The 25,948-nt window shown below is 74.2% G+C and carries 22 protein-coding genes; 14 read left to right on the top strand and 8 right to left on the bottom strand.

What is annotated here, in order from left to right:
- Positions 1-181: 181 nt before the first annotated feature.
- The 7 genes from GA0070623_RS20920 to GA0070623_RS20890 are packed head-to-tail and all read left to right on the top strand — an operon-like array spanning position 182 to position 8,697.
- Positions 182-1,369 (top strand): hypothetical protein, encoded by a 1,188-nt coding sequence (locus GA0070623_RS20920; protein ID WP_067305303.1) that lies wholly within the window; start codon positions 182-184, stop codon positions 1,367-1,369.
- Positions 1,356-4,139: a nitrate- and nitrite sensing domain-containing protein gene (locus GA0070623_RS20915; protein WP_067305306.1), complete on the top strand. Its 2,784-nt coding sequence runs from the start codon at positions 1,356-1,358 to the stop codon at positions 4,137-4,139. The genes GA0070623_RS20920 and GA0070623_RS20915 overlap by 14 nt, the downstream gene beginning before the upstream one ends.
- Positions 4,136-4,606: a roadblock/LC7 domain-containing protein gene (locus tag GA0070623_RS20910; RefSeq protein ID WP_067305308.1), complete on the top strand. Its 471-nt coding sequence runs from the start codon at positions 4,136-4,138 to the stop codon at positions 4,604-4,606. The genes GA0070623_RS20915 and GA0070623_RS20910 overlap by 4 nt, the downstream gene beginning before the upstream one ends.
- A complete protein-coding gene (locus GA0070623_RS20905; protein WP_067305311.1) occupies positions 4,603-5,070 on the top strand; it encodes a DUF742 domain-containing protein in 468 nt (155 codons plus the stop codon). The genes GA0070623_RS20910 and GA0070623_RS20905 overlap by 4 nt, the downstream gene beginning before the upstream one ends.
- A complete protein-coding gene (locus GA0070623_RS20900) occupies positions 5,048-5,809 on the top strand; it encodes a GTP-binding protein (protein ID WP_172898436.1) in 762 nt (253 codons plus the stop codon). Before GA0070623_RS20905 ends, GA0070623_RS20900 begins: the two co-directional genes overlap by 23 nt.
- A 44-nt stretch (positions 5,810-5,853) precedes the next feature.
- Positions 5,854-6,345 (top strand): hypothetical protein, encoded by a 492-nt coding sequence (locus tag GA0070623_RS20895; RefSeq protein ID WP_067305314.1) that lies wholly within the window; start codon positions 5,854-5,856, stop codon positions 6,343-6,345.
- 36 nt (positions 6,346-6,381) lie between these two features.
- Complete coding sequence (locus GA0070623_RS20890; RefSeq protein WP_067305317.1) at positions 6,382-8,697, top strand: AAA family ATPase; 2,316 nt, start codon at positions 6,382-6,384, stop codon at positions 8,695-8,697.
- Positions 8,698-9,212: 515 nt separating this feature from the next.
- On the opposite strand, the gene GA0070623_RS20885 is transcribed toward GA0070623_RS20890, so the two are convergent.
- From GA0070623_RS20885 to GA0070623_RS20865, 5 genes are all read right to left on the bottom strand, one after another.
- Positions 9,213-9,725, bottom strand: a complete 513-nt coding sequence (locus GA0070623_RS20885; RefSeq protein WP_067315933.1) for a GNAT family N-acetyltransferase — start codon at positions 9,723-9,725, stop codon at positions 9,213-9,215.
- Between the two features lie 129 nt (positions 9,726-9,854).
- Entirely contained in the window at positions 9,855-10,370 is a 516-nt protein-coding gene (locus tag GA0070623_RS20880; RefSeq protein WP_231932502.1) for a DUF3263 domain-containing protein, read from the bottom strand.
- Positions 10,371-10,543: 173 nt separating this feature from the next.
- Entirely contained in the window at positions 10,544-11,557 is a 1,014-nt protein-coding gene (locus GA0070623_RS20875; protein ID WP_067304870.1) for an ABC transporter permease subunit, read from the bottom strand.
- Complete coding sequence (locus tag GA0070623_RS20870; RefSeq protein WP_172898534.1) at positions 11,554-12,477, bottom strand: ATP-binding cassette domain-containing protein; 924 nt, start codon at positions 12,475-12,477, stop codon at positions 11,554-11,556. The genes GA0070623_RS20875 and GA0070623_RS20870 overlap by 4 nt, the downstream gene beginning before the upstream one ends.
- 205 nt (positions 12,478-12,682) lie before the next feature.
- Positions 12,683-13,468 carry a DeoR/GlpR family DNA-binding transcription regulator gene (locus GA0070623_RS20865; RefSeq protein WP_067304864.1) on the bottom strand — a complete coding sequence of 262 codons (786 nt, stop codon included), beginning with the start codon at positions 13,466-13,468 and terminating at the stop codon, positions 12,683-12,685.
- A gap of 200 nt (positions 13,469-13,668) precedes the next feature.
- Between GA0070623_RS20865 and GA0070623_RS20860 the strand changes: the two genes are divergently transcribed.
- The 3 genes from GA0070623_RS20860 to nagA are packed head-to-tail and all read left to right on the top strand — an operon-like array spanning position 13,669 to position 16,705.
- Entirely contained in the window at positions 13,669-14,598 is a 930-nt protein-coding gene (locus GA0070623_RS20860) for an SIS domain-containing protein (RefSeq protein ID WP_067304861.1), read from the top strand.
- A 59-nt stretch (positions 14,599-14,657) separates the two neighbouring features.
- A complete protein-coding gene (locus tag GA0070623_RS20855) occupies positions 14,658-15,599 on the top strand; it encodes an ROK family protein (RefSeq protein WP_067304887.1) in 942 nt (313 codons plus the stop codon).
- Positions 15,596-16,705 carry an N-acetylglucosamine-6-phosphate deacetylase gene (gene nagA, locus GA0070623_RS20850; RefSeq protein WP_067304859.1) on the top strand — a complete coding sequence of 370 codons (1,110 nt, stop codon included), beginning with the start codon at positions 15,596-15,598 and terminating at the stop codon, positions 16,703-16,705. Before GA0070623_RS20855 ends, nagA begins: the two co-directional genes overlap by 4 nt.
- 27 nt (positions 16,706-16,732) lie before the next feature.
- Here nagA and GA0070623_RS20845 read toward each other — a convergent pair whose 3' ends face one another.
- On the bottom strand, positions 16,733-17,941 hold the full coding sequence (locus tag GA0070623_RS20845; protein ID WP_067304856.1) for a DUF4032 domain-containing protein: 1,209 nt from the start codon (positions 17,939-17,941) through the stop codon (positions 16,733-16,735).
- Between the two features lie 179 nt (positions 17,942-18,120).
- Here GA0070623_RS20845 and GA0070623_RS20840 point away from each other — a divergent pair, with 179 nt between their 5' ends.
- Positions 18,121-18,891 carry a phosphatase PAP2 family protein gene (locus GA0070623_RS20840; protein ID WP_067304852.1) on the top strand — a complete coding sequence of 257 codons (771 nt, stop codon included), beginning with the start codon at positions 18,121-18,123 and terminating at the stop codon, positions 18,889-18,891.
- 136 nt (positions 18,892-19,027) lie between these two features.
- The gene (locus GA0070623_RS20835) at positions 19,028-19,543 is read left to right on the top strand and encodes a peptidoglycan-binding domain-containing protein (RefSeq protein ID WP_157746988.1); all 516 of its coding nucleotides are present in this window, start codon (positions 19,028-19,030) and stop codon (positions 19,541-19,543) included.
- Between the two features lie 86 nt (positions 19,544-19,629).
- Here the strand turns inward: GA0070623_RS20835 and GA0070623_RS20830 are convergent, their stop codons facing one another.
- Positions 19,630-21,426 (bottom strand): potassium channel protein, encoded by a 1,797-nt coding sequence (locus tag GA0070623_RS20830; protein ID WP_172898435.1) that lies wholly within the window; start codon positions 21,424-21,426, stop codon positions 19,630-19,632.
- 143 nt (positions 21,427-21,569) lie between these two features.
- Here GA0070623_RS20830 and GA0070623_RS20825 point away from each other — a divergent pair, with 143 nt between their 5' ends.
- Positions 21,570-22,079: an MSMEG_6728 family protein gene (locus GA0070623_RS20825; protein ID WP_067304847.1), complete on the top strand. Its 510-nt coding sequence runs from the start codon at positions 21,570-21,572 to the stop codon at positions 22,077-22,079.
- Between the two features lie 58 nt (positions 22,080-22,137).
- Positions 22,138-23,664, top strand: coding sequence for an FAD-dependent oxidoreductase (locus tag GA0070623_RS20820; protein WP_067304844.1), 1,527 nt, complete (start codon positions 22,138-22,140; stop codon positions 23,662-23,664).
- A 67-nt stretch (positions 23,665-23,731) separates the two neighbouring features.
- Here the strand turns inward: GA0070623_RS20820 and adhE are convergent, their stop codons facing one another.
- Positions 23,732-25,885, bottom strand: coding sequence for a bifunctional acetaldehyde-CoA/alcohol dehydrogenase (gene adhE / locus GA0070623_RS20815; protein WP_269458964.1), 2,154 nt, complete (start codon positions 25,883-25,885; stop codon positions 23,732-23,734).
- Positions 25,886-25,948: the final 63 nt, after the last annotated feature.

The raw sequence follows: 25,948 nt of genomic DNA, 5'->3' as shown, positions 1-25,948 counted from the left end.
GACAACAGTACGCAGCGTGGCGAGCAGGTCGATGTCGCGTCACATCACTCGAAGTGACGCAAAACTGACGGGTGCAGAGCTCCGGCCAGGCATCGACCTTCGATTAGGTTCCGGTCCGACGCACGGGACCGAAGTTTCCCGCCATCCCCGAACCCCTGCGCCGCCGCCGGAGGAGACAACCATGACCGTTCCCGCCTCGCGGGTCCGTCGACGGCCCAGGACACCGGGCCGCCTGTTGCCGCTGCTACTCGCCACCGCGCTGCTGCTGCCGGTGGCGTTCCTCGTCGTACGGGGCCACCGGCTGGTGGACGCCGACCGCGAGCTGGCCGCACGGGAACGCCTCGGCGTCGAGTACCTGCGCGCCCTCGGCCCGGTCACCGAGGCGTTGATGGACGCGCAGAGCGCCGCCGTCGCCGGCCGCCCGGTCTCCCGGGACGCCCTGGACCGGGCGGTGGAGCAGGCCGCGACGGTCGACAGCCGGATCGGCGGCGAGCTGCGCAGCACCGAACGGTGGGCCGGGCTCCGGGCCAAACTGGAGGGCCTGCCCAGCCGGTCGCTCACCGACCCGGAGGCGGCCTTCACGGCGTACGGCGAGGTCACCGACCTGCTGCTCGCGCTGCACGGCAAGGTACGGGAGACCTCCGGCCTGATCCGCGACCCGGGTTCCGACTCGTACTTCCTCCAGGACGGCGTCGGCGAGGAGATGCCCGAGGCGATGGTCGCCACCGGACGGCTGGTCGACCTGGCCGTCCTGGCCCAGCGGCGACCCGCCGCCGAGCAGGCCCGCACCGTGGGGGAGCTGGCCGCCCTCCGGTTCGCCGCCCTGCAACCCGCAGGCGACCTGGTCGACGACCTCCAGACGGTGGTCGACACCTCGGAGAGCGCCGCGATCGGCGCGGAGGTGCTCACCCCGCTGGACAACTACCAGCGGGCGGTCGAGGCGCTGGCCGCGCTGTCCCGGCCCACCGGCCGCACCCAGGAGCTGGACCTGACCAAGCTCGCCGGTGCCCGCACCCAGGCCCAGAGTGCGGTCCGGGAACTCCAGCCGGTCATCCTCGACGAGCTGGACCGGGTGCTCCGGCAGCGGCTCGACCAGCTCGACCGCGACGGCCTGCTGATCCTCGGTGCCGGCGGGCTGGCCGGGCTGCTCCTGGTCGCGTTCGCCGCCAGCGGCTGGCTGTCCCGCCGGAGTGACACCCCGGGGGGTCGGCGCACCGCCCCGGGCGGGCCGGCCGAGGCGACCGAGGCTGTCCCGTGGGAGCCGCCGGCCCGGCCCGACCGCCGACCGGACGGGTCGGTCCCGGTGCTCCAGCCGGCGGGGCAGAGCGCCGGACCCGAGCGGTGGAGGCCCTTCGATGCTGCTCGGTAGGCTGCGGATCCGGGGCAAGCTCGCCCTGCTGGTCCTGGTCCCGCTGCTCTGCATGACCGGGCTCACGGTGCCGGTGGTCTGGGACCGGGCGACCGTGGCCCAGCGGGCCGGCGACCTCGCCGACCGGGTGCGGATCGCCAGCCGGGTCGGCACGATCCTCCAACACCTCCAGCAGGAACGCCTGCTCGCCATCGGTCTGCTGCTCGGCCAGGTCGGGCGCACCGACCTGGTGCAGAAGATCGCCGAGGTGGACGACCGGATCGCCGACCTGCGCGCCGAGGCCGGGGACGACCTGCCGGCGGAGGTCGACACCGCCCTCGACGGGGTACGGCAACTGGCCGCCCTCCGCACCGCCGCGGTGGCCGGGCAGACCGGTCCGGACCAGATCATGGCCGGGTACGGGCCGGTGAACACCACCCTGATCGACTCGCTCCGACTACGGCTCAACGCGGACACCCGCACCCCCACCGGGCGGCAGGTGCTGGCCCTGGACGGTCTGCTGCGCACCGGCGAGAGCCTCAGCGCCGGCGCCACCCTGATCGTGCTGGTCGCCGCCCGGCCCAACGCCCAGACCGTCACCGCCTACGTGGCCAACTTCGCCGTCCTCTCCGAGGAGAGCGCCCGGCTCCAGGCTCTGGTCACCCCCGAGCAGCTCGACCTGCTCACCCTTGAGGAAGTCGCGGTGGCCAACCGCACCGGCCCGGACTTCATCAACCAGAGCGCCCTGGACCCGGCCACGGCGATCGGCTCGCTGGACGTGGCGACCCTCTTCCCCACCGTCTCCTCGATGATCACCCTGGGTCAGTTCGTGGAGAAGAAGCTGGCCGCCGACGTCACCGCCGAGGTGCGCGCCGACCGGCAGGTGGCGCTCGCCGGTGCGTACTGGGTGACGTTGCTGATCGTGACGATCCTGATCGCGGTCATCCTGCTCACCATGGCCGTCGGTCGCGCGGTGGCCCGGCCGCTCACCCGGCTCACCCGCTCCGCCGACCGGGTCGCCCGGGTCGCCGAGTCCGAGTTGGTCCGGGTCGCCGACGACGAGTCGGAAACCAGCTCACCGGTACGCCTCGACCCCGTCGACGTGGGCGCCCGGGACGAGATCGGCGACCTGGCCCGCGCCTTCGAACGGGTGCAGAACACCGCTGCCCGGCTGGTGGAACGGCAGGTGGCGAGCCGGCGCAACGTGGCCCAGATGTTCGGCCACGTGGGCCGGCGTACCCAGAACCTGGTCGGCCGGCAGATCGCCCTGATCGACCGGCTGGAGCAGCAGGAGACCGAACCGGGCCGGCTGGAGCACCTGTACCGGCTCGACCACATCTCCAGCCGGTTGCGCCGCAACGCGGGCAGCCTGGTGGTGCTCTCCGGCGCGACGGGCGACGACGCGCACGTGGCACCGGTCCCGGTGGCCGACGTGGTCCGGCTGGCACTCGGGGAGATCGAGGACTACACCCGGGTGGACGTGCAGGTCCCACCCCAGGTGGTCGCCGCACCGGCGATCATCGGCGACCTGGTGCTGGCCCTGGCCGAGCTGATGGAGAACGCCACCATCTTCTCCCCGCCGCACACCCGGGTCGTCGTGGCCGGCGAACCGACCGACGACGGCGCGCGGCTGGCCGTGATCGACCAGGGCATCGGCATGAGCGCGCAGCGGCTGGCCGAAGAGAACGCCCGGTTCACCCGCCGGGAGCGGCTGGACCTGGCCCCGTCCGAGGTGCTCGGGCTCTTCGTGGTCGGCCGGCTGGCCCGCCGGCACGGCTGGACGGTGGAGCTCGCGGCGACCCCCGGCGGCGGGGTGACCGCCACCCTGACGATCCCCGGCTCCGCCCTGGTCCAGGCCACGAGCGGCCGGCACGGCGAACCCGTCGCCCGCGCCGCGCTGCCGTCGCGCGACCGGCCCGGGACCACCGCCCCCGCCGTACTCCCGTCGCGGGACCGGGCCGGGACCACCGCTCCCGCCGCGCTGCCGTCGCGGGACCGGCCCGGAGTCGGCATCCCGGTCGGGACGGGCGAACCCGACAGCCCCCTGCGGACCGGTCGGACACCGGTCACGGTCGACGCCGGCCCGGCCCGGCCGCTGGTCGATCCCGCGGCGTTGCCCGGGTTCGACCCGACGCTGGTCGGCAAGGCGACCCGGAGCATGGCGGCCACCGGCCCCTGGGACGCCTTCGGCACCGTGCCCGCCGCGCCGGAGCCGACCCTGCCGGCCGGTCCGGACGGTCTTCCGGTCCGGCCCGCCGGGCAGCCGGCCGACGCACCCGTCCTGCCGGTCCGGGGAACCGCCACGGTGGCCCCGGTCGACGCGGACCCGAGCCGGACGGCCGCCCTGCCGGCCGACACCGTCCCGGCCGGCCGGGCTGCCCCGCCGGCCAGCACCGCCCCGGCCGCTCCCCCGGCCCCGCTGACCGGTATCCGGCAGCGGGTACCCGGCGCGAGCCTGCCCCGCACCGCCCCGGTCGTCGGTCCGGTGGACGCCACCCACGCCGACCCGGCCGCCGCCCGTGCCCTCGTCGAGCAGTTCCAGTCCGGGGTACAACGGGCCGAACAGGCCGTACCGGCCGCCGACCACCCCGCCGAACCGGCGACGCCCCGACTGACCCGGCGGATCCCGGGTGCCAACCTGACCGTCTCGCCGCCCCGGCAACCACCCAGCCAGCACCCGGGAGATCCGGGCGAGGTCCGCGATCTCATCAACGCGTTCGAGACGGGCGTCGCCCGTGCTCTGCGCGAAGTCCGCACCGACCGCCGCACTGAAGAAGGAACGACACGGTGACCAGCCCGCACGTACACGAGAACGTCGACTACCAGAACCACCCGGCCGGTGATCTCAGCCCGGAGGCGCGCACCTTCAACTGGCTGTTGGACTCGTTCACCTCCAGCACGGCCGGCGTCCTGGAGGCCATCGCGGTCTCCTCCGACGGGCTGCTGATGGCCATGTCGTCGATCAAGGACCGGTCCAACGCGGAACGCCTCGCCGCCGTCGTCTCCGGCATGACCAGCCTGGCCGGCGGCGCGGCGAGCTGGTACGCCCTCGGCGGGCTCAACCGGGTGATCGTCGACATGGCCGACGGCTACCTGCTGATCACCGCCATCAGCAGCGGCTCGGTCCTCGGCGTGATCGCCGACCGGTCGGCCAACCTGGGCACCGTCGCGTACGAGATGACGCTCTTCGCCGGGCGGGCCGGCGGCGCGCTGACACCGAGACTGATCGCCGAGCTGAAGAACGCCGTTCAGCAATGACCCGGGACGCCGCCGGCGAGGAATCGGAGCCCGAACCGTCGGTCCGGGTCCGCCCCTACCTGCGGACCCCGCCGGGGGGCGGGGCGGCGACACCCGCTCCCGAGCCGGAGGCCGACCGGCCGACCAGCAGCCCCCGCCCGTTCGTGCTGACGGCCGGACGGGTGGCCGGCGCGGACCCGGCGATCGGCCTGGAGACCCAGGTCACCGCCCGGTCCGAGCCGGGCCGGGCCGCCGTCGTGGCCCTGCTCGCGCCCGAGTTGCAGGCGATCGTCGCGCTGTGCGGCGAACCCATCTCGGTCGCGGAGATCTCCGCCCGGATGCGGCTGCAACTCGGCGTGACCCGGGTGCTGGTCGGTGACCTGCGGGCCGCCGGCCACCTCGACGTGCACGTCGGCGCCGTCGACGACGCATTTGACCCCGACCTCATCCTGCGAGTGATTGATGGACTCCGTGCGATCTCCTGAATGGCCGGTCGCCCCGCTCGGCGGGCTCGCCGCGAACAGTGCCTCCACCCGTTACGGCCAGCCGGTGGGCGGCCCTCCGACCCCGGCTCAGCACCCGCCACCGCCACCGCCGTACCGGCCGCCGGCGGTCCCGGCGGCCACCGCACCGGTCCCCACCACCCGGACCGGTGCGGGCGCCGCCCCACCCATCCCGGTCAAACTTCTCATCGCCGGTGGTTTCGGGGTGGGCAAGACGACCACGGTCGGGGCAATCTCCGAGATCGCCCCGCTGACCACCGAGGCCGAGATGACCAGCGCCGGCATCGGGGTGGACGATCCCGGGCTGGGCAGCGCCAAGACCACCACCACGGTGGCGATGGACTTCGGCTGCGTCACCATCGACCGGAGCCTGAAGCTGTACCTGTTCGGCACGCCCGGTCAGCACCGCTTCGGTTTCATGTGGGACGACCTCGCCCGGGGGGCGCTCGGCGCGCTGGTGGTGGTGGACAGCTCCCGGCTGGACGACTGCTACCCGGCGATCGACTTCTTCGAGCGGGCCGGCCTGCCCTTCGTGGTCGGGGTGAACGCTTTCGACGGCCGGCTCACCCACGAGCTGGGGGCGATCCGGTGGGCGCTGGCGATCGGCGACCACGTGCCGTTGGTGCAGTTCGACGCCCGGGACCGGCTGTCGGTGCGGGACGCCCTGCTGGTCGTCCTGGACCGGGCGTTGGACCGGGCGGTGCGGGAGAAGGGCGTCTGAACGAATCGGCGCCCGGGACCGTTCCATTCGGAGAGGGGGACGTCATGAGAGGTGGTCTGGACGAGACACTGGCCCGGCTGGCACGCCGTGAGGAGGCCCGTCGCCGCCGGTCGGTCGACCAGGGCGCGGAGGTCGACGACGGCACGCCGACCGTGGCCTTCGAGGCCACCGGCCCGGCAGCCGGGCAGCCGGGGGCGGTGGCCGTACCGGCCGACGTCGACCCGGTGGAGGCCGTGGCCGAGGCGGTCCGCCGGGTGGTCGCCGGATGGCCGGGCCTGTCGGTGGGGTTGCGGGTGGAGTACGCCGGGCGGACGTACCCGCTACGCGTCGAGCGTGCGGACGCCGCCGACGAGCGGGCCGGGGCCGAGGTACGGGCCGCCCCCGATCCTCCGGCCGCACCGCCGCCCGGCTGGCCTCCGGCGGGCAGGACGCCACCGGTATGGACGCCGGCCCGGGAGATGCCCGGCGTCGACCCGGCGGCCCGGCTGGCCGAGCTGATCCGACGCGACCCGACGCTGCTCGACAACAACGGCTGAGGGGTGCCGGCGGCACCGGGCGGCTACTGTCGGGCGATGCCCGCACCGGACCTCACCCTGACCGCCAGCCTGCGCCCGGCCGCTCTGGACGCCCGACGCGGCATCGTCCGGCTGCACCCGGAGGTGCTGACCGCCCTGGCGCTGCGCCCCGGTGACCCGGTGCGGCTGGCCGGTCGACGGGTCACCGCCGGGATCGTCGCGCCCGCCGAGCCGACCGCCAGCGCCGCGCTGCTCTACGCCGATGACCTCACCCTGGGTAATCTCGGGGTCCGTGACGGTGGTCAGGTGACGGTCGGCCCGGTCCCGCTGACCCCGGCCCGACGGGTGACCCTGAGCGGCCCGGTGCCGGTGCTCGCCGCGGTGTCCCCGGAGATGCTCCGGCTCGCGCTGCTGGGCAAGATGGTCACCGAGGGCGACGACGTCTCGCTGCTGCCCCAGGACGTCCTCCCCGACGCGTCGGTACGCGGTCTGGTCGAGGCCGCCCGACGCAGCCTCGCCAACAGCGTCGGGTACGCCTGGACGAGCAGCCTGCTCACCGTGGTCGCCGCCGAACCGGCGACCGGTGCCCTGGTGACCATGGACACCGTGGTCGGCTGGGAACACGGCCAGGTCACCCACGGCTCCTCCGGCCCGTCCCGGCCGCACCGGGGGACGACCACAGGGGCCGACGGTCCCCGGTCCGGCGACCGGACCACCGACGCCTCGACGGCGGGGGCCTCGACGGGTCCGGGGCCGGTGGCCGGTGGCCCGCCGGCTGCCGGAGCGGACGACGAACCCGCGGACGACGACGTACCGCACGTGGACGAGCTGCCCGGGTTGCGCGGCCAGGCCGAGGAGCTGACCGAGCTGTTGGACCTGGGCTTCCACCATCGGGAGGTGCTGGGCCGGCTGGGCACCACGGTCTCGCTCGGCGTGCTGCTCAGCGGCCCGGCCGGCTCGGGCAAGTCGGCACTGGTGCGGGCGGTGGCCAAGGCGGTCGGTGCCCGGGTACGTCCGCTGTGGGCGCCGGAGCTCGCCGCGCTGACCAACGACGCGGCGGCCCGCCGGCTCCGCGAGGCCGCCGCCGGGCTGGCCGACGGCGGGCCGGGGGTGCTGCTGGTCACCGACGTGGAGGCGCTGGCCCCGGCCGAGGACGCCGGGCCGCTGGCCACCGTGTTCCGGCAGGTGGTCGCCGGGGCCGTCCGATCGGGTACGGCGGTGGTGTGCACCACCTCGCGCCCGGAGTCGGTCGACCCGGGGCTACGCGCGCCCGACCTGCTGTCGTTACGGATCACGGTGCCGCTGCCCGATCCGGCGCTGCGCCGTGAGCAGTTGACCGTGCTGACCCGGCAGGTGCCGCTGGCCCCGGACGTCCGGCTGGACGAGGTGGCCGGTCGTACGCCCGGGTTCGTCGCCGCCGACCTGGCCGCGCTGGTCCGGGAGGCCGGGGTACGGGCGGCGCTGCGGCAGAAGACGGCCGAGCAGCCCACCGTGGCGATGGCCGACTTCTCGGCGGCGCTGGAGGTGGTCCGGCCGACCACGATGGCGGCCTCCACCCTGGAGTTGGCCACGGTCACCCTCGACGACGTGGGTGGTCTCGGCGAGGTGAAGCAGACCCTCACCGAGTCGGTGCTCTGGCCGCTGACCTACCCGGACACCTTCGCCCGGCTCGGGGTGCAGCCGCCCCGGGGGGTGCTGCTGTACGGGCCGCCGGGGTGCGGCAAGACCTACCTGGTGACCGCCCTGGCCGGAACCGGGCGGGCGAACGTGCTGTCGGTGAAGGGTGCCGAACTGCTCTCCAAGTGGGTCGGCGAGAGCGAACGGGCGGTCCGGGAGCTGTTCCGCCGCGCCCGCGAGGCCGCGCCGACGCTGGTGTTCCTCGACGAGATGGACGCGCTGGCCCCGGTGCGCGGCCAGGCCACCGACGGCGGCACCACCGACCGGGTGGTGGCCGCGCTGCTGACCGAGTTGGACGGGGTCGAGGCGCTGCGCAACGTGGTGGTGATCGGCGCGACCAACCGCCCGGACCTGGTCGACCCGGCGCTGCTGCGCCCCGGCCGGCTGGAACGGCTGGTGTACGTGCCGCCGCCGGACGGCCCGGCCCGCACGGAGATCCTGCGCGCCGCGTCCCGTGCCGTACCGCTCGCCGGGGACGTGGACCTGCCGGCCCTCGGCGAGGAGCTGAGCGGCTTCTCGGCGGCGGACTGCGCGGCGCTGGTGCGGGAGGCGGCGCTGGCCGCGATGCGGGAGTCCCTGTCGGCCGCCACGGTCACCGCCGCCCACGTCGCCACCGCCCGCCGTCGCGTCCGCCCGTCCCTGGACCCCACGCAGGTCGCCTGGCTCGCCGCGTACGCCGACAAACACGCGGGCTGACCGCGGGCCGCCCGACGGGACGGCGGGTGGCTGCGGGTCGACGGGTGCTCGGGCGCCGGGTGCTCGGGTGCCGGTGCCGGGTGCTCGGGTGCCGTCCGGGCGTGTCGGCGCACACCAGTAGTCAGGCAGCGAGCGTTATGCCTGAGAGGCATAAATATGACTGCTGGGCATAGCACTCGTCGCGGGAAGCACAAGTGTCCGCGACACGCCGCCTCATCCGGAGGCCGTCGCCGCGGCTGCCGCTGCCGTCTGCCTTTGCAGCGGCTGCCGCTATCATCTGCCCGGCTACCGGTCCCGCCTGCCCGGCTGGGGGTGCCGTCGCCGCGCCCGCCGCGTCGGATGTCCTCGCCGCATGGCGCCGCCGTATGCCGTAGCGGCATGCCGCTCTGCCCACTGCGCTGACGCGTGCCACTGCGCTGACGCGTGCCACTGCGCTGACGCGTGCCACTGCGCTGACGCGTGTCATCGCCCCGGCGAGGCCGGGTGGCGACGATCGCTCCGGAGCGGGCGGCGGATCAGCCGACGGCGGGTGGGGTCGCGTCGAGAGAGATCTCCGCGTGCACCTTTCCGCCCTCTTCGCGTAGTTTCGCGCCACAGTTGCGCAGCACCGAGACAGCACCCACGTTGTCGGGGGTGGTCTCCGCGACGACGGAGTGCATACCGGCTGCGGCGGCGGTGTTCAGCAGTTCCCGCAGGGCTGCGGCACCGAGCCCCTGCCCCCGGGCCGACCGGCCGAGCCACATGCCCGTCTCCACCACGCCGGGGGCGGCGCAGCGGGTCATCCTGATCATGCCGACCACCTCGCCACCGACACACACAGCGAACATCAGCGTGCGGCTCGGGCCGTCCAGGCCGTCGAAGCTGGCCCGGTGGAAGTTCCGAAACGCCTCCCGGCGGGCGTGCGACCAGCCGGCGGGGGCCTCGACCGGGGGCATGACGTCACTCGGCTCAGCCTCGGCCGCCGCTACGGAGAGCAACGACTCCAGGTTCGCCTCGTCCACCGGCTCCAGCCGTACCGCGCCTGCCACGTGCCGCAGTCTGCCGCCCGCACGGACGGCCGTCCACCCCTTTGGGCGGCGACTGCCGGTCCGGCCGGACGTCTCGGCCGGTCGGCCCGGATTCACCCATGGTGCCGGCGGCGGGCTCGGGCGGAAGGCTCAGCGACGTCGGTTGCGGGTCCGGGAGGCGCGCAGGCGGCGAAGCCGGCCGATCAGCAGCGGCTCGGCGACCAGCGCGGCGGGGCGATCCAGTAGACCGTTGAGCAGCTGGTAGTAACGGGTCGCCGAGAGCCCGAAGGTGTCCCGGATGGCTTGTTCCTTGGCCCCGGCGTGCCGCCACCACTGCTGTTCGAAGGCGAGGATCCGCTGTTCCCGTTCGGTCAGCTCGTCGGCACCGGCCGGAGCCGCCCGCGCACCGGTCCGCTCGTCGTCCGGAGCCGCTCGGGGCGACGGCACCGACGGCGCCTGCTGCGGCGCGTCGACCGGCTCCGGCGATGCCCCGGACCGGGCCATGCCGTCGGCGGACAGTTCGGCGTCGGCGGACGCCACGGGCTTGGCGGACGCCACGGGCTTGGCGGACGCCACGGGCTTGGCGGACGCCACGGGCTTGGCGGGCGGCTCGGCGTTGACCGGCGGCATGGCGTCGGCGGGCGGCATGGCGTCGGCGGGCGGCATGGCGCTCCTCGGCAGGGTGGACGACCGGGCGGGCCGGCCGGGGAAACCCAGCTTAACCAGGGTGGGCGACGCTTCCGCCCGACGGCTGTCGGCCGGCACTGACGACGCACGGCGGGTCCGGCTCGACCGTCGGTCGAGCCGGACCCGCCGCATCCGGTGCCGGGTGGCCCGGCTCAGGTGATGTCGCGCCGACGCATCAACCAGAACGCGGCAGCCACCACCACCGCGGTGCCGAGGCCGAAGACCAACGCCGAGTCCTGCCAGGTCACCAGCATCTCCTTCGGCGTGCACTCGCCCTGGACGAACTCGCAGGAGCGGTAGTCGATCAGCGTCCACTGCTTCTGGAACCAGGCCAGCGCGTAGGTGGAGAGCACCCAACGGTCCCCGAACCGGACCCCGGCGATGCTCGTGGCGATCCGGATGCCGATCTCGCTGATCACCCCGAGGCCGACGGCGACGCCGAGCGCCATTGAGGTGTGCCGGCCCAGGGAGGCCAGCGCGAAGGCCACCCCGCCGACGGCGAGGATCAGCGCCAGCGCCCGCAGGCCGCTGATCCCGGTGGACTGCCAGACCCCGGAGGTGACCTTCGCGGTGGTCCCCCGGTAGGTGCCGATCAGCCAGAAGGCCAGCGTCCACAGTGCGCCGAGCACCACGGTCACCACGGTCAGCATGGTCGACACGGCGGCCAGTTTGGTGCCGAGCACGGCGAGCCGTTTCGGCCGCCACAGCAGCAGGTTCATCATTCCGCCACTGCTCCACTCGGCACCCACGAAGGAGGCGCCGATCAGGAAGGCGAAGAGCGCCACCGCCCCGGCGAAGACGGCGATGAAAATCTCGAACTCGGCCCGGAAGTCGAACTGGTAGGGCAGGTTCCACTTCGGGTCGAACATGTCCGGGGTGGGCTGCCAGTCCCGGCCGCAGTTCGGGCCGTACCGGTCCTCGGTCTGCTCGCCACGGGCCTTGGCCGCTTCGCAGTCGGCGATCGAACGCTCCCAGTCCCGGACGGCCTGCCGGAAGTTCGCGTCCGACTCGGCCTGGGCCTCGGCGATCACGGCCGGGGAGAGCTTGTGGCTGGAGAAGCCGAAGGCGGTGACGATGCCGGCCAGGCCCAGTACCAGCAGGACCAGCATGACCCGGGTGAGCCGACGCTTGGCCAGCCGACGCAGTTCGGTGACGTACAGGCTCATGCGCCCCACCCTCCCGTGGTGCCGCCGGTGTGGCCCGGCTCGCCGACCTTCGTGGACTCGTCGACCTGGCGGTGCTGGCCGGGGACCGGCGCGGTGGCGGTGATCTCCAGGAAGACGCTCTCCAGGTCCACCGAGACCGGGGCCAGCTCGCTGACGTACAGGTGCTGTTCGGCGAGGAGCCGGCTGACCGTGGCCGGCTTGTCGACGCCGGCCAGCATCAGGTGGTCGGGGTGCCGGGTGACCGCGACCCCGGCCCGGCCGAGCAGGTCGGCCGCGGCGGCGAGGTCCTCGGCGGCGTCCAGCCGCACCCGTACCCCGCCGTGCGAGTGCTGGGCGAGCACCTGCTCCACCGGGCCGGCGGCGACCCGACGGCCCAGCGAGATGATGGTGACCTCGTCGCAGATGAGCTGGATCTCGCCGAGGATGTGGCTGGAGAGCACCACCGTCATCCCGGATTCGGCGAGGGTACGCATCAGGGTACGCATCTCCCGGATGCCGCCCGGGTCGAGGCCGTTGGCCGGCTCGTCCAGGATCAGCAGCTTCGGGTTCTTGAGCAGGGCGGACGCGACGGCGAGCCGCTGCTTCATGCCGAGCGAGTACGTCTTGACCCGCTCGCCGGCCCGGTCCCGCAGCCCGACCAGTTCGAGCACCTCGTCGACCCGGACGGCGGGGACGTCGCCGGCCCCGGCCAGCAGGGACAGGGTGTCCCGGGCGGAGAAGTGCGGGAAGAACTGCGGGCTCTCCACGATCGCGCCGACCTGGCCGGCGACGGTGGGCAGCGCGGCGGGCACCTCGTGGCCGAGGATCGCCATCCGCCCGCCGTCCGGCCGGATCAGCCCGAGCAGGGTGCGTAGCGTGGTGGTCTTGCCCGACCCGTTGGGGCCGAGGAAGCCGTGCACCTGACCGGCCTCCACCCGCATGTCGAAGCCGTCCAGCGCGTTGCGGACACCACGCCTGCGGCTCTTGTACGTCTTACGTAGACCTTCGATCTCCAGGACAGCCGACAAGCTGCGCCTCCCCCGATGGTGGCTGATGACAGCGGTCACCATACTCGGTATGCCCCGGGTGGCAATACCCGGTATGCATCGGCGCTCGATTACTACCGACGGTGCACCGAGGGGTCACTCAGGCGCAGATGACGGCCACTCCGGCGGCACGGAACGCAGCGACCAGCTCCGGGGCCGCCCCGGAGTCGGTCACCAGGGTCTCCACCCGCTCCACCGGGCAGATCCGGGCGAACGCGTGGCCGCCGAGCTTCGACGAGTCCGCGATGATCACCACCCGCTTGGCCCGGGCCACCATCAGGTTGTTCATCGCCGCCTCCCCCTCGTGGTGGGCGGCGGCACCCAGCTGGGGATCGAGCGCGTCCACGCCCAACAGGGCGACGTCCAGGGTGACCTCACGCAGCAGCGCCCCACCGAGCGGCCCGACCAGCTCGAACGACTTCGGCCGCACCACACCCCCGGCGACCACCACCTTCATCCGGGAGCGGACCAGCAGTTCGTTGGCGATGTTCAGGGCGTTGGTGACCACGGTGAGCTGGGCGCCCTCGGCGTTGGTGTTCAGATCCGGCCGGACGGCGAGGGCCCGGGCCACCTCGGTGCTGGTGGTGCCGCCGTTGAGGCCGACCACGGTGCCCGGGGAGACGAGCGCGGCGGCGGCCGCGCCGATCCGCTGCTTCTCGGCCGAGTGCTTGGCCGTCTTGTAGCGCAGCGGCAGGTCGTAGGAGACACCGTTGGCGACCGCGCCGCCCCGGGTCCGGGTGATCATCTGCTGCTGGGCGAGCTGGTCGAAGTCGCGGCGGATGGTGGCCTGGGAGACGTCCAGCCGGTCGGCGGCCTCCTCGACGCTGACCCGGCCACTGCCGGTGAGCATCTCGAGCAGAGCGTTCCACCTGGCGTACCGGTCCACGAGGGGCCTCCGATGACTCTGCCCGAACGGTGATTGATGGCGTGCACAGTAGTGCGCGAAACTGATGGTGCGCAAAACCCTGCTCTGCGCGATCCGGGGGCAGGTTGCCACACCCACCCCGTTTCGCGCAGAATAACGCGCGAAAGACGGTGGTAATGAGCCGTATTGCGCACCTCCCTCCCCTGTGCGAGGAGTTCCCCATGGCGTACGTCGACGCGGAGATCGCCAGCCAACCCGACTGCTGGCGGGAGGCGGCCCGGCTCGCCGGCACCGTCGCCAGCGGCCTCCCCCGGCCCGGCGAGCGGGTCGCCGTCGTCGGCTGCGGCACGTCGTGGTTCATGGCCATGGCGTACGCCGGGCTACGCGAGCGGGCCGGTCACGGCGAGACCGACGCCTTCCAGGCCAGCGAGTTCCCCGCCGACCGCCGCTACGACCGGCTGATCGCGGTCACCCGCTCGGGCACCACCACCGAGGTTCTCGACCTGCTCGCCGCGCACCGCGGTCGGACACCCACCACCGTCCTCGTCGGCGACCCCGGCTCGCCCGCCGTCGCGCTGGCCGGCACGGCCGTGCCGATGCCCTTCGCCGACGAGCGTTCGGTGGTGCAGACCCGGTTCGCCACCACCGCCCTGGCGCTGCTCCGCGGCCACCTCGGCGACAACGTCGAGGCGCTGGCCGCCGACGCCGAGGTGGCCGTCCGGGCTCCGCTGCCGCTCGACCCGGCCCGCGTCGACCAGGCCACCTTCCTCGGTCGGGGCTGGACGGTCGGGCTGGCCCAGGAGGCCGCGCTGAAGTGCCGCGAGGCGGCCACCTTCTGGGCCGAGGCGTACCCGGCGATGGACTACCGGCACGGTCCCATCTCGATCGCCGCACCCGGCCGGCTGGTCTGGGCGTTCGGGGAGCTGCCCGACGGACTGCCGGAGGACGTGGCGGCCACCGGGGCGGCGTTCGTGCACAGCCGCCACCACGGCTGCCACACCGTGCTGGGCAGCTGGGCGGCCGGCCGCACCCCGGTCGACCCGATGGCCGACCTGATCCTGGCCCAGCGCTTCGCGGTGGCCCTGGCGACCAGCCGCGGCCTCGACCCGGACGCGCCCCGGCACCTGACCCGTTCCGTGGTGCTGGCGTGACCGACGGGCCGGACGACGACCAACGTCTCGTCGTCGCGCTGGACGTCGGCGGCACCGGGATGAAGTGCGCCCTGGTCCGCCCGGACGGCAGCACGGCGCACGCCGAACGCCACCCGACCGACGCCGGGCGCGGCCCGGACGCCGTGGTGGCGACCGTCCTGGCGGTCGCCGGAGGGCTGGCCGACCGGGCGCGTGCCGCCGGGGCGACCCCGGTGGCGTGTGGCGTCGCCGTGCCCGGGGTGGTCGACGAGGCCGCCGGGGTGGCGGTCTGGTCGGCGAACGTCGGCTTCCGGGACGTACCGCTGCGGGACCTGGTGGCGACGCGGCTCGGACTGCCGGCGGTGCTCGGCCACGACGTGCGGGTGGGCGGGATCGCCGAGGCCCGGCTCGGCGCCGGCCGGGACGCCCGGCACGTGCTCTTCGTCGCGATCGGCACCGGCATCGCCGCCGCCCACGTGGTCGCCGGGTCGGCCGCCGTGGGGGCGCACGGTGCGGCTGGCGAGATCGGCCACATCCTGGTACGCCCCGACGGGCCGCGCTGCGGCTGCGGCCGGACCGGCTGCCTGGAGGCGCTCGCGTCCGCCTCGGCCGTCGCCCGCCGCTACGCCGCACTCGCCGACGGCCCCCGACCCGGGGCGGCCGGAACCGGTCCCGGGGCGGCCCCCGCCGACACCGCGCCGGCCCGCAGCGCGGTGAGCGCGGCCGACGTGGCCGGGCGGGCGGCGGCCGGCGAGGAGCTGGCCGGCCGGGTGTGGCGGGAGAGCGTCGAGGCGCTCGCCGACGGGCTCGCCACCGGGCAGGCCCTCTACGACGTGGACACCATGGTGATCGGCGGCGGCCTGGCCCGGGCCGGCGAGCAACTGCTCGGCCCGCTCCGGGCCGCCCTGCACGAACGGATGACCTTCCATCGGGAGCCGCGCCTGGTCGCGGCGGCCCTGGGCGACGAGGCCGGTTGCCTCGGCGCGGCCCTGCTCGCCCTCGACAGTCTGGAGAGACGATGACCCAGCGGGTGACCGGCAAGGTGGTGACCCCGACCGGCGTGATCCGGCAGGGGTGCGTGGAGCTGGACGGCGAGCGGATCACCGCCGTCGCCGAGTACCCGGCCAAGCGCGACGGGCACTGGATCGTGCCGGGCTTCGTGGACATGCACACCCACGGCGGGGGCGGCCACACCTTCACCACCGGCGACGCCGCCGCCGCCCGCGAGGCCGCCGCGTTCCACCTGCGCCACGGCACCACCACCCTGCTGGCCAGCCTGGTCAGCTCCCCGTTCGAGCTGATGCGGACGGCCACCGCCGCGTTCGCGCCGCTGGTCCGCGAGGGCGTGCTGGCCGGCGTCCACTTCGAGGGGCCGTACCTGTCGGCGGCCCGGTGCGGGGCGCAGAACCCGGAGTTCCTCCGCGACCCGTCCACCGACGAGCTGGGCCGGCTCATCGCCGACGGCGACGGGACGGTACGCATGGTCACCCTGGCCCCCGAGCGTCCCGGCGCGCTGGACGCCATCAAGCTGCTCACCTCGCACGGGGTGGTCGCCGCCGTCGGCCACACCGACGCCACCTGGGAGCAGACCCGGGCCGCCGTCTCGGCGGGGGCGAGCGTCGGCACCCACCTGTTCAACGGGATGCGCCCGCTGCACCACCGCGAGCCCGGCCCGGTGGTGGCCCTGCTGGAGGCCCCGAACGTGGTCTGTGAGCTGGTCGCCGACGGGGTGCACCTGCACGACGGGATGCTCACCTTCGTCACCGCCGTGGCCGGCCCGGAACGGGTCGCGCTGGTCACCGACGCGATGGCCGCAGCCGGCATGCCCGACGGCGACTACGAGCTGGGCGGCCAGCCGGTCGCCGTGGCCGACGGGGTGGCCCGGCTGGCCGGCAACGGGGCGATCGCCGGCAGCACCCTCACCATGGACGCGGCGCTGCGGCACGCCGTCACCGCCGGCGTCCCGATCACCGACGCGGTACGGATGGTCGCCACCACCCCGGCCCGCGCCATCGGCCTCGGCGACCGGGTCGGCGCGCTCCAGAGCGGCCGGCGCGCCGACCTGGTGGTGCTCGACGACGAGCTGACCGTGGTCCGGGTCATGCGTGCCGGCAGCTGGCTCGACTGACCCCGTTCGACGCAGCGGGCGGGCAGATCAGCCGGTCGGGACCTCGACGCCCAGGACGGCCTGCTCGTCGGGGCGGTGCACCAGCACCTCGGACAGGTAGGACTGCACCGCCGGCCCCATCCCCACGTCCCGGCGGGCCCGCTCGGAGAGCAGCCACTTGTGCTCGATGATCTGCGCGAAGATCTCCTGCGGCTCCAGCTTGTGCCGCAGGTGGGCGGGGACCGCCCGGACGACCGGCTCGAAGACCTCGGTCAGCCAGCGGTGGGCCGCCTGCTGCTCGTCGGTCAGGTCGCTCTCCACCCGGTAGGCGTCCAGGTCGTTGAGGAGCCGGCGGGCCTGGTTCTCCTCGGCGTCCAGGCCGGTGAGCCGGATCAGCCGCCGGGTGTGGTACCCGGCGTCGACGACCTTCGGGCGCACCAGGTACCGCCCGTCGTCGACCGTCGACAGGGCCACCTCGGCCACGTCGAAGCCCAGCTCGTTGAGGCGGCGGATCCGGCCCTCGATGTCGTGCCGGGCCTCCCGCTCGACCTGCTGCTCGTAGGTGATCTCGTGCCAGAGCCGTTCGTAGCGCTGCACGACCTCCTCGCAGACCACCTCCGGGTCGATCGACTCGTGCAGCAGCCCGGCCGCCTGGAGGTCCAGCGCCTCGCCGAAGATGTTGACCCGGGCGATCTCCAGGTCCTCGCCGCGCTGCCCGTTGGACAGCGAACGGTGCAGCGCACCGGTCTCGGCGTCGACCAGGTAGGCGGCGAACGCCCCGGCGTCCCGCCGGAACAGGGTGTTGGACAGCGAGCAGTCGCCCCAGAAGAAACCGGTCAGGTGCATCCGGACCAGCAGCACGGCGAGGGCGTCGAGCAGCCGGCCCATCGTCTCCGGGCGCAGCGTCCGGGAGAACAGCGCCCGGTAGGGCAGCGAGAACTGGAGGTGCCGGGTGATCAGCACCGGGTCCAGCGGGGTGCCGTCGTCGGCCTGCCGGTCGGCCACGATCGCGATCGCCTCCACCGACGGGAAGTCGATCCGTTCCAGTGCCCGCAGCAGGTCGTACTCGCGTTCGGCGACCCGCTCCCCGGTCTCCTTGACCGCGTACACGTAGTCGCCCAGGCGGACGAACCGGACGATGTGCCGGGAGATGCCCTGCGGCAACGCCACCAGGTGCCGGGCAGGCCACTGCTCCAGCGGGGTCGACCAGGGAAGGTCGAGCAGCGCCGGGTCGACGAGGGCCGAGGTGATCCGCACGGGGACAAGTGTGCCGGGTGCTCCCCGGCGGGCGCCCCCCTTCGTGGTTCGACACACATCGACCGGGGCCGCGCCACCGGCCCCCGCCGGCCACGCCACCGACCCGTGCGGGCCATGCCAGGGCCGACCACGCCCCTCGCCACCACGGCCCCCGCGGTCGGCCGGGGTAGCGTGATCGCGTGCGGCAGACCACCACGACGGTACGCGGCCGGGCGCGGCTCAGGCCGGTCCGCCCGGCCGGCTGGTGGTACGACCTGCTGCTGCTCGCCGCCCTGGTCGGCCTGACCGTGGCCCTCGCCACCGATCACCTGTTCGCCGTCGACCGGGCGGTCGTCGACTGGGCGGACGCGCACCGGCCGACCGCGGCGTACTGGATCGCCCGGGTGCTCAACCTGCTCGGCCAGGGCAGCCCGCTGACCCTGCTGGCCGCCGCCCTGGGGGTGCTGTTGGCCGTCCGGCTCCGCTCGGTGCGTCCGCTGCTGCCGCCGGTGGTCGCCTTCGGGCTCACCCTGCTGACCATCGGCCCGCTCAAGGTGTGGACGGCCCGCCCGGCCCCCACCGCCAGCGTCAAGGAGCCGTTCCTGCCGCCGGAGCAGACCCTGCCGCTGTTCCAGCACGACCTGCCGGTCGGCTACGCCCAGTCGTACCCGTCGGGGCACGTGGCCAACGCGATCGTCTGGTACGGGGTGATCGCCCTGCTGCTCGCCCCGCTGCTGCGCACCGTCGACCGGCGGATGCCCCGGCCGCTGGTCACCGCCGTCCGGGTGGTGCCGCCGCTGGTGGTCCTCGGCACCACCACCTACCTGGGCTGGCACTGGTTGACCGACTCGGTGGCTGGGCTGCTGCTGGGCCTGCTGCTGGACCGGCTGCTGCGCCGCGTCCCCTGGGACGACCTGCCGCTACCGGCCCGGCTGCGCGGCCGGGACCGCCCGTTCACCTCCGACGCCTAGCCGGGCCGCGCCCACCCTGCCCCGGGCCGAGTGTCCGCTTTCCGCCTTCCTGGCGACGGAAGGCTGCCTGACGGGGGACGAGAAATCGTCGAGCCTGTGTCCAGCGGAGCCCGTCCGGCAGTCAGAGGGGATGCCCATGTTTCTGCGCATCAGGGTCGTCGCGACGGCGGTGGTCGTCGCCGTGCTCGGCGCTCCCGCCATGTCCGCAGCGCCCGCGTCGGCTTCCGTCAGCCAGGGGTACGTCGCGGGCGCGGGGGCCTGGACGGACGACTGGGCGGATGAGGGCCCCGTCTCCGCCTCGACGCGCCCGCACAGCAACGTCGTCGCCATGTGGCAGATGATCCTGTGGGCCGACGGCTATCTCGACCGCTCCGGAATCGACTGTCGGTTCGGGCCGGTCACGACCGCCGCCACGACGAGGTGGCAGAGCGACCGGGGCCTACGCGGCGACGGTGTCGTCGGCTCCGCCACCCTGACCAAGGCGGCGACCCGCCTCAGCGTGTACGAGTCGTGGTTCTCCTACGACGGTGCCGGCACCAACGTCATCTATTTCGGTCGCCGCACCGACGGCAGGTGGGACATGAGCCTCGGCCCCGACCTGGAGTGGCAGCTCCTCTCGTACACCTACGCGAACTTCAGCATCTGCTCCTGACGCCGCCGCGGCCGCCCGCCCGTGTCCTGACCGGTTCCGGCGTGCTCGCCCTCGGCGCGCTCTGGTACGCCCCGCGCCGCCGCCGGTCAGTCCTGCGGGTCACGTGACGTCGGGACGCCGGTGGACGTCGGCGGGGCGGCCGGCGGTGGGGGCGGGGTGGTCTCGCGGAGCAGGGCGCTCAGCCCGGCCCGGCGGGCCACCACGGTCAGCCGGTCCCCTGCGCTGATCACCATCCGGGGGTCGGCCCGCCAGTCGGTCTTCTGACCGGCCCGGGAGTGGGCCAGCAGGCGCACCTCGCCGGGCCGGGCCACCGCGGCGAGCGGACGCCCGTCCAGGGCGGCACCGGCCACCACCGGCACCTCGACCACCAGCAGGGCGTGCCGGTCGACCGGGATGGTGGCGATCACCGCCCGGTCCAGCAGGGCGGCGGCGAACGACGGGGCGGCCAGGTAGGACACGCTGCGCGAGATGCCGATGCCGAACGCCCGCTGGATCCGCTCGGCGAAGTCACCGTCGAACAGCCGCAGCACCACCCGCAGCTCCGGGTTGAGCGCCCGGCCGTTCAACGCGGCCCGCAGGTTCACCCCGTCGTCGGTGGAGACCACCACCAGCGCCTGGCAGTGCTCCACCGAGGCCGAGCGCAGCGTCTCCTCGCGGGCCGCGTCCCCGACGATCAGGGGTACGCCCAGCCGTCGGGCCAGCGCCGCGCCGCGGGCCTCCGCCGTCCGGTCGATCGCCACCACCTCGACACCGAAGTCGTTCAACTGGGCCATCACCCGGGTGCCGATGTTGCCCAGCCCGACGACCACCACGTGTCCGGTGCGCTCCGGCTGGATCCGGCCGGCGTGCAGGGCCAGCCGGGCGTTCACGATGCCGTCCACCACCACGGCGGTGATCAGCGGGATCAGCGCCAGCCCGGCCAGGTTGAGCACCACCTGCATGATCTGGGCGGCGGCCGGTTTGGCGACGTCCGGGTCCTGACCGCTCAGGGTGGTCACCAGCGTCAGGTAGAGCGCCTCGGTCCAGCTCACCTCGACCGCGCGGGCGTTCAGCCAGCCGAGCAGCGCGATCACCCCGAGCAGGGTGAGCACCGCGATACCGATCTTGCGGGTGGCGAAGCTGCGGACCGCCCGGAGCAGCACCGCCAGCGGCTGCCGGCGACGCCGGGCACGGACCAGCCGACGGGCCGCCAGCTCGGTGCCAGCCGGCTGGCCGGTCGCCTCGGCGAGCACCACGTCGGCGGCGGACTCGTCGGCGGGCAGCACCCGGACCAGCTCCGGGTCGGTGGTGACGGCCAGCCCGCAGACCACGTCGGCGGGGCGGACGTCGTCGCGGCGGGCCACGTAGAGGGTACGGCCGCCGTGCCGGAAGTGGGTCGGGGCGACCTCGCCCAGGGCGGCGGCGACGAACGCCGGAGCGGCCATCGAGGCGTCGGAGAGCACCGCCGAGTCGGGGAAGAGCTGCCGCAGGCCGTTGGCGAGACTGGTGTTGAACATCCGGACCACCAGGCGCAGCTGCGGTTCGACCTCCTGGGCGCAGAGCGCGGCGTGCATGTTGCCCACGTCGTCCTGGTGCAGCAGGGCCAGCCCGTCCGCGCCGGCCAGCCCGGCCCGGCGGAAGGTGGCCTCGTCGAGCCGGTCGGCCCGGACCACCTGCACCCCGTCGACGTCCCGGCCGTCGGGGCCTTCGGAGCGGCGGCGCTCCGGCACGACCAGGGTGATCCGGACCCGGCCGTGGGCCAGCTCGGTGCCGAGCAACGCCCGGACCACCCAGTACGTCAACGGGTCGTCGCCGCAGACCACGTAGTGCGGACGGGAGTCGCCGTTCATCCGCAGCCGCCAGCCGGTCGCCCGCCGGGCCCGGTCCCGCAGGGGTTCGGCCATGCCCGGATGGTAGTCAGCCGGTCGCCACCGGCGCAGCCCTGGTCACCGCGCCGCGACGGCGTCGGGGTGGTGCGGGTGACCGCGCCGGGGGGTGCGGACGGTCGGTCAGGCATGGTGCGCGTGGCGGCGGGTAGAGCGGTGTCGTGCAGACGTTCCTGCCGTACCCGGATTTCCTGGCCAGCGCGCGGGTCCTCGACCAGCGGCGGCTGGGCAAGCAGCGGGTGGAGGCGCTCCAGGTGCTGCGCGGGCTGACCCGGCCGGGATACGGCTGGCGTCACCACCCGGCGGTGCGGATGTGGGCCGGCTACGAGGAGGCGCTGACCCGGTACGGGCTGGACGTGTGCGCGGTCTGGGCGGCGGCGGGCCGGGCGGACACCTGCGCGGCGACCCTGGTCACCGACCTGACCACCGCCCGGGGCACGGGTCGGGTACGCACCCAGGCCGAGCTGGCCGCCGCCGGTGAGCTGCCGCCCTGGCTGGGCCGGGACGACCTGCACCGCAGCCACCGGTCGGCGCTGCTGCGCAAGGACCCGGAGCACTACCGCCCGCGGTTCGGCGACGTGCCGTCCGACCTGGAGTACGTCTGGCCCCCGTCCGACCGTCCCCCGCTCGCCGCCGGACACCCCACCGGCGGCGAGGGCGCGGCTTCCTGACCGGGCCGGATTCCGCCTGGTCGGGCAGACTGGAGGCCCCTCGGGTCGGAAGGTGCACATGGCGCTGTCGCAGAAGCTGGGTCGGCTCATCGGCGTACGCGAGCACGAGGTGGACCCGGGCGGTGGTGGCGCCCCCCGGGTGACCCGGCCGACCACTGCCGTGGTGGTGGGCGGCGGGATCGCCGGCATGTCGGCGGCGGTGGTGCTCGCCGAACGCGGGGTGGAGGTCACCGTGCTGGAGGCCGCGCCGACGCTGGGTGGCCGGCTCGGCGCGTGGCCGGAGGCGCTCGCCGACGGCAGCCAGGTCAACGAGCACGGCTTCCACGCGTTCTTCCGGCAGTACTACAACTGGCGGTCGATCCTGCGGCGGGTCGATCCGACGCTCGGTTTCCTCAAGCCGATCCCCGGCTACCCGATCCTGTCCGCGCAGTGGCCCACCGAGGAGTTCGGCAGGCTGCCCCCTGCCCCGCCGGCCAACCTGCTGGCGTTACTGCTGCGCAGCCCCAGCCTGCGCCTGACCGACCTGCGCACGATGGACCGGGACGCCGCGCTGCCGCTGCTCAGCTACGACCCGGTACGCACCTACGCCGAGTTCGACGACACCACCGCCGACGCGCTGCTCGCCTCGCTGACGCTGCCGGACCGGGCGCGGGCGATGCTGTTCGAGGTCTTCTCGCACTCGTTCTTCAACCACGAGACCGAGATGTCGGCCGCCGAGATGATCGCCCAGTTCCACTTCTACCTGCTGGGCAACCCGGAGGGGTTGGCGTTCGACTGCCCCGACGAGGACTACGCCACGGCGATCTGGCAGCCGCTGACCCGGCACGTGGAGCAGCACGGCGGCCGGGTGTGCACCGGCGTCGCCGCCAGCCGGCTGGACCGGGAACCGGACGGCTGGCGGGTGACCACCGTCGACGGCACCGTCCACTCCGCCGGGCAGGTGGTGCTGGCCGTCGACCCGCCCGCGCTGGCCGCGCTGGTCGCCGCCTCCCCCGGCCTGGTCGCGGCGGCACCGGAGCTGGTGGCCCGGATGCCCGCGTTCGGTCGGCCCGGCCCGCCGTACGCGGTGGCGCGGTACTGGCTCGACGGGGACGTCCGGGCCGACCGGGCGGTGTTCAGCGGGGTGTCCCGACAGCCCACCCTGGACTCGGTGACCCTCTACCACCGGCTGGAGAACGAGTCCCGCCGCTGGGCGCAGCGCACCGGTGGCGCGGTGGTGGAGCTGCACGCGTACGCCTGTGACGAGGGGGTGCCGGCGGAGGAACTGGCCGAGCGGATGCGGGTCGAGTTGACCGCGCTCTGGCCGGAGGTCGGTGGGTTGCGGGTGCGTGAGCTGCGCGCCCGGGTCGAGGCGCAGGCCCCGGCGTTCACCCCGGGCAGCCACGCCGGCCGTCCCGGGGTACGCACCGACGCCGACGGCCTCTACCTGGCCGGGGACGGCATCGGCACCGACTTCCCCAGCGCGTTGATGGAGCGGTCGGCGGCGACCGGGATCATCGCCGCCAACCACATCCTGCGGGCCGCGGGGGCCGCCGCCGAGCCGGTCCGCTCGATCCGCCCCCGGGGGCTGCTCGCCGGGAAGTGAACCGCCCGGTAGCCGGCCCGCCTGGTCGGGCCGGCTACCGGGGTGCCGGGCCGGGCGGGCCGGCCGGTCAGCGTGCGGTGCCGTGGTAGGCGGCCCGCATGAGCTGCTGCATGTCGTCGAGCATCGGCATCCGGGGGTTCGCCGGGGCGCACTGGTCCTCGTAGGCGTTGAGGGCCTGCTGCGGCAGCGCCGCCTCGAACGCCGCCCGGTCGACGCCGATCGCGGCGAACGACGGTTCGATGCCGACCGCGTCACGCAGCCGCTCCACCGCGTCGGCCAGCGACGCCACCCCCTCCGCCGGGGTGCCGGCCGGCAGGCCGAGCTGGGCGGCGATCTCGGCGAAGCGTTCCGGCGCCCGGTAGCTCTCGTAGCGCGGCCAGCCGGACAGCTTCGCCGGGACGGTGCCGTTGTAGCGGATCACGTGCGGCAGCAGCACCGCGTTGGTCCGACCGTGGGCGATGTGGAACGTCGCGCCGAGGGTGTGCGACATGGCGTGCACGATGCCGAGGAACGCGCTGCCGAACGCCATCCCGGCGATGGTGCCCGCGTTGTGCATCCGTTCCCGCGCCTCGGGGTCGGCGTCGACCACCGCCCGCTCCAGGTTGGCGAAGATCAGCCGGACGGCGTGCAGGGCCGGCCCGTCGGTGAAGTCGTTCGCGTACACCGACACGTACGCCTCGATGGCGTGGGTGAGCGCGTCGAAGCCGCTGTCGGCGGCGATGGTGGCCGGCATGCTGGCGGTCAGCACCGGGTCGACGATCGCCACGGTCGGGGTGAGCGCGTAGTCGGCGAGCGGGTACTTCTTGCCGGTCCGGTGGTCGGTGATCACCGCGAACGGGGTCACCTCGGCGCCCGTGCCCGACGTGGTCGGCACGCAGACCAGCCGGGCCAGCGCGCCGAGGGTCGGGAAGGTGAAGGCCCGCTTGCGGATGTCGAAGAACTTCTCCCGCAGGTCGTCGAAGACCACGTCCGGGTGCTCGTAGCGCAGCCACATCACCTTGGCCGCGTCCATCGCCGAGCCGCCGCCGAGGGCGACGATGGTGTCGGGGCGGAAGGCCCGCATCAGCGCCGCCCCCCGGTCGACGGTCTCGACGCTCGGCTCGGGCTCCACGTCGTCGATGATCTGCAGGGCGATCCGCCCGGGACGACGTTGCAGCACCCGGTTGATCCGGTCGACGAAGCCGAGCCGGGTCATGGTGGCGTCGGTGACCACGGTGACCCGGTGCACGTCGGGCATCTCGGCCAGGTAGCGGATCGCGTTCGCCTCGAAGAAGATCTTCGACGGGACCTTGAACCACTGCATGTTGTTGTTCCGCCGGCCGATCCGCTTGATGTTGAGCAGGTTCACCGCCGACACGTTGTCGGACACCGAGGTACGCCCGTAGCTGCCGCAGCCCAGCGTCAGCGACGGCAGGAACGCGTTGTACATGTCGCCGATGCCGCCCTGCGAGGCCGGCGAGTTCCAGATGATCCGGACGGCCTTCACCCGGCGGCCGAACTCCTCCACCAGTTCCTCGTCGGCGGTGTGGATGACCGCGCTGTGCCCGAGCCCGTGGAACTCGACCATCTGCTCGGCGTACCGCAGGCCCTGCTCGCGGCTGTCGGCGCGCAGCACGGCCAGCACCGGGCAGAGCTTCTCCCTGGTCAGCGGCTCGTCGGGGCCGACCCGGTCGACCGCGACCAGGATGATCGAGGTGTCCGGGGCGACGGTGATCCCGGCGGCGTCGGCGATCCAGGCGGCCGTGCGGCCCACCACGTCGGGGTTGAGCTTGCCGGCGGGGAAGAGCAGGGCCTCCAGCTTGGCCTTCTCGGCCGGGGTGGCCAGGTGGGCGTGCAGGGTGCGGAACTCGTCGATGGCCGCGTCGTGGATCGCCGCGTCGAGGATGACGGCCTGCTCGGAGGCGCAGATCATGCCGTTGTCGAACGACTTGGACAGCACGATGTCGTTGACCGCGCGCTTGAGCTTGGCGGTCGCCTCGATCCAGGCCGGCACGTTGCCCGCGCCCACGCCGAGCGCCGGCTTCCCCGCCGAGTACGCGGCCCGCACCATGGCGTTGCCGCCGGTGGCGAGGATGGTGGCGACCCCGGGGTGGTGCATCAGCGCGGTGGTCGCCTCGACCGACGGCTCCTCGATCCACTGCACGCAGTGCTCGGGCGCTCCGGCGGCGACCGCCGCGTCGCGTACCGTGCGGGCGGCCTCGACGCTGCACCGCTGGGCCACACCGGGTGGAAGGCGAAGATGATCGGGTTGCGGGTCTTGAGCGCCAGCAGCGCCTTGAAGATG

Origin of the sequence: Micromonospora rifamycinica (genome assembly GCF_900090265.1) — a bacterium.
GTDB lineage: Bacteria > Actinomycetota > Actinomycetes > Mycobacteriales > Micromonosporaceae > Micromonospora > Micromonospora rifamycinica.
The sequence above is the reverse complement of the archived record's forward strand: the minus strand, read 5'-3'. Positions and strand labels throughout refer to the sequence as shown.

What these genes read in the sequence shown, in the direction of transcription:
- GA0070623_RS20905 (WP_067305311.1), top strand. Translation starts at nt 4,603, where the DNA reads ATGACCCGGGACGCCGCCGGCGAGGAATCGGAGCCCGAACCGTCGGTC.
- GA0070623_RS20870 (WP_172898534.1), bottom strand. Translation starts at nt 12,477, where the DNA reads ATGCGGGTGGAGGCCGGTCAGGTGCACGGCTTCCTCGGCCCCAACGGG.
- GA0070623_RS20855 (WP_067304887.1), top strand. Translation starts at nt 14,658, where the DNA reads ATGAAGTGCGCCCTGGTCCGCCCGGACGGCAGCACGGCGCACGCCGAA.
- GA0070623_RS20820 (WP_067304844.1), top strand. Translation starts at nt 22,138, where the DNA reads ATGGCGCTGTCGCAGAAGCTGGGTCGGCTCATCGGCGTACGCGAGCAC.
- GA0070623_RS20835 (WP_157746988.1), top strand. Translation starts at nt 19,028, where the DNA reads ATGTTTCTGCGCATCAGGGTCGTCGCGACGGCGGTGGTCGTCGCCGTG.
- GA0070623_RS20895 (WP_067305314.1), top strand. Translation starts at nt 5,854, where the DNA reads ATGAGAGGTGGTCTGGACGAGACACTGGCCCGGCTGGCACGCCGTGAG.
- GA0070623_RS20830 (WP_172898435.1), bottom strand. Translation starts at nt 21,426, where the DNA reads ATGGCCGAACCCCTGCGGGACCGGGCCCGGCGGGCGACCGGCTGGCGG.
- GA0070623_RS20915 (WP_067305306.1), top strand. Translation starts at nt 1,356, where the DNA reads ATGCTGCTCGGTAGGCTGCGGATCCGGGGCAAGCTCGCCCTGCTGGTC.
- GA0070623_RS20900 (WP_172898436.1), top strand. Translation starts at nt 5,048, where the DNA reads ATGGACTCCGTGCGATCTCCTGAATGGCCGGTCGCCCCGCTCGGCGGG.
- GA0070623_RS20890 (WP_067305317.1), top strand. Translation starts at nt 6,382, where the DNA reads ATGCCCGCACCGGACCTCACCCTGACCGCCAGCCTGCGCCCGGCCGCT.
- GA0070623_RS20880 (WP_231932502.1), bottom strand. Translation starts at nt 10,370, where the DNA reads ATGCCGCCCGCCGACGCCATGCCGCCCGCCGACGCCATGCCGCCGGTC.
- GA0070623_RS20875 (WP_067304870.1), bottom strand. Translation starts at nt 11,557, where the DNA reads ATGAGCCTGTACGTCACCGAACTGCGTCGGCTGGCCAAGCGTCGGCTC.
- GA0070623_RS20920 (WP_067305303.1), top strand. Translation starts at nt 182, where the DNA reads ATGACCGTTCCCGCCTCGCGGGTCCGTCGACGGCCCAGGACACCGGGC.
- GA0070623_RS20860 (WP_067304861.1), top strand. Translation starts at nt 13,669, where the DNA reads ATGGCGTACGTCGACGCGGAGATCGCCAGCCAACCCGACTGCTGGCGG.
- nagA (WP_067304859.1), top strand. Translation starts at nt 15,596, where the DNA reads ATGACCCAGCGGGTGACCGGCAAGGTGGTGACCCCGACCGGCGTGATC.